This is a genomic window from Cetobacterium somerae ATCC BAA-474, assembly GCF_000479045.1.
Lineage (GTDB): Bacteria > Fusobacteriota > Fusobacteriia > Fusobacteriales > Fusobacteriaceae > Cetobacterium_A > Cetobacterium_A somerae.
In genome coordinates this window covers 6124-8179 of record NZ_KI518112.1, presented here as the reverse complement: position 1 = coordinate 8179, position 2056 = coordinate 6124, and the positions used below count along the sequence as shown (strand labels likewise).

Annotated in this window: 3 protein-coding genes; 1 reads left to right on the top strand and 2 read right to left on the bottom strand. The window is 24.0% G+C overall.

Translation table 11 applies throughout. From position 1 onward, the window contains the following. Window positions 1-38 precede the first annotated feature (38 nt). On the bottom strand, window positions 39-779 hold the full coding sequence (locus HMPREF0202_RS04320; protein ID WP_023052069.1) for a hypothetical protein: 741 nt from the start codon (window positions 777-779) through the stop codon (window positions 39-41). Window positions 780-895: 116 nt separating this feature from the next. Here HMPREF0202_RS04320 and HMPREF0202_RS04315 point away from each other — a divergent pair, with 116 nt between their 5' ends. Further along, a complete protein-coding gene (locus HMPREF0202_RS04315; protein WP_023052068.1) occupies window positions 896-1357 on the top strand; it encodes a hypothetical protein in 462 nt (153 codons plus the stop codon). An 85-nt stretch (window positions 1358-1442) separates the two neighbouring features. On the opposite strand, the gene HMPREF0202_RS04310 is transcribed toward HMPREF0202_RS04315, so the two are convergent. Continuing rightward, a complete protein-coding gene (locus tag HMPREF0202_RS04310) occupies window positions 1443-1823 on the bottom strand; it encodes a hypothetical protein (protein WP_023052067.1) in 381 nt (126 codons plus the stop codon). Between the last annotated feature and the right edge of the window lie 233 nt (window positions 1824-2056).

Sequence of the window (2056 nt, the reverse complement as noted above, 5' to 3'; positions counted from 1 at the left end):
TATAGGTTTTATAAAAAAGTTTTAAATTTATTGAGAGTTTATTTACTAAATTCTTCATAAAGATTTTTAATTTCATTACTTAGATTCTTGTCTGGAATATTTTTAATTAACTCTTCAATAGTAACCCAGTTTAAACATAATTTCTTTAAATTATTCTCAACGATTTTATCATATTTATTATCTTTAAATGGAAGTTTTGTTGATATTTCATTAGATCTAATTTCTTTTAAAAATGTTGAAGTAGGATTATTTAAGTACTCATCATATTTGTAACCGTAGAATCTAGAGTTAATTTTATCCAAGAAATTTATTTTGTGAAGTTCAGGAGTTAATAAAGTAACAAAAATTTGACCATTAAAGTCTGAACTATTAGGAAAAGTTAAAGCAGTTTCAATAACTCTTTGTAGCTGATTTCTTATGGTACAATATTTAACACCATATGAAATGTCACTAGACCATTTAGCTTCACAAAATAAGAAACTATCATTTGAATTGCCAAGCTCAATTCCACTAGTAGTATTTATTCTTTGTTGGATATTTCCCATAGCTAAATCGAGATTTGTATTTCCTTCGTTATGTCTTTTTGTTAGAGGTTGAACTTCAAGACCGATTTTAAGAATAGAATTAGAATTATAGCCAGTTAAAAGTTTATATAACAAATGCTTGTTACTATAATTAAAAGAGTAAGCTTTAATAATTTTAAAAAGTAATAGTTGTTCATCATCTTTTTTTAAGTCTTCAGCATCTAATCTTGAAAAAAGTTTTTCAGAAATAATCATAAATTAACTCCTTTGATATTTTTTATTTTTAATTATATCATATATTTATTAGATTTGATTTTTTATAAAAATATATATAAACTAATAAAAATAAAACAAAAAAGGGGAAAAATAAAATGATAAAATTTTTATTGTTATTAAAAAGCGATAAGAGAACTTTTAAAGAATATCAAGTGGGAGAGGAGTATTGTCAATACAATTACAAAGTATATGATACTCAAGAAGAACAGATAGATATTGTAGAAGCTAGTAAATTATCGTTAGAGAATATAGAAAAAAAAGGCTATCAATTAAAATTAAGACAAGGAGGAAAGCAATTTATAAACTTAAAAGAAGGAGAGGTAGGAATTGCTCTTTTAAAAACGCAAATAGCTAAAATAGAAATAATAGATGAATTTTTTTATGAAAATAAAGGAAAAGAATATGGCTGTATAAAATACAAGGTTTTAAAAATAAATGAATCGATAGAATTACTAACTGAGCTTAAAATAGCTTTAAAGGGCATAAGAGGAACTTTAGTTTGTTCAGAAAATACTATTTTAAAACTTAACACTATTTTAAAAGAAATATTGATATAAATTAAAAAGGTAGAGTTTAATGATTCTACCTTTAATTTTATTTTCTGGTAAATATTATTAATAAAAAAATTATTATGACAGTTTTTTATCCAATTTTAATAATATTCCCTTGAGGAGTATATTCAATTCTAATTAGTCTTAATTCGCCATTTTTAGACATTTCAATTGGCATAGTAACTAGCTCAGATATGAAGAAAGTTAAACAATCTAAAAGAACATAAACTGCAGCTCTACCAGCACTAGGTTCGTTACCCAAAGTATATTGATATGTTGAAACAATATTTCCATTAGATAAAACTTCTGTACTAACAGGTTTTAATGGTTGAGATTCAACAATAACTTTATTTTGTCCAGGTTTGATTAATTCAAAGTTAGGTTCTTTTTCTCCGTTTAAAGCCATTACAGCAGAACATCCTTGGAATAGTAGTCCACTTGTTATAATTCCTAGTAATATTAATTTTTTCAAAAATAAATCCCCCTATAATAGTAAAGTTTTTAATGCCACATATTATAACATATATTTATAATATGAACAAGTTAAAACTGCCAACTATAGAGGAGAAATAAACTTTGTAAATAACATAATTACAAAAAGTTTAATGTTCTAATTAGTAAGAGTATTTTCCTCAATAGAATTTTAGTTAGATGTATTTTTAATTATATTGTCATTAGGGTATATTTGCAAAAAATAACAAGAAC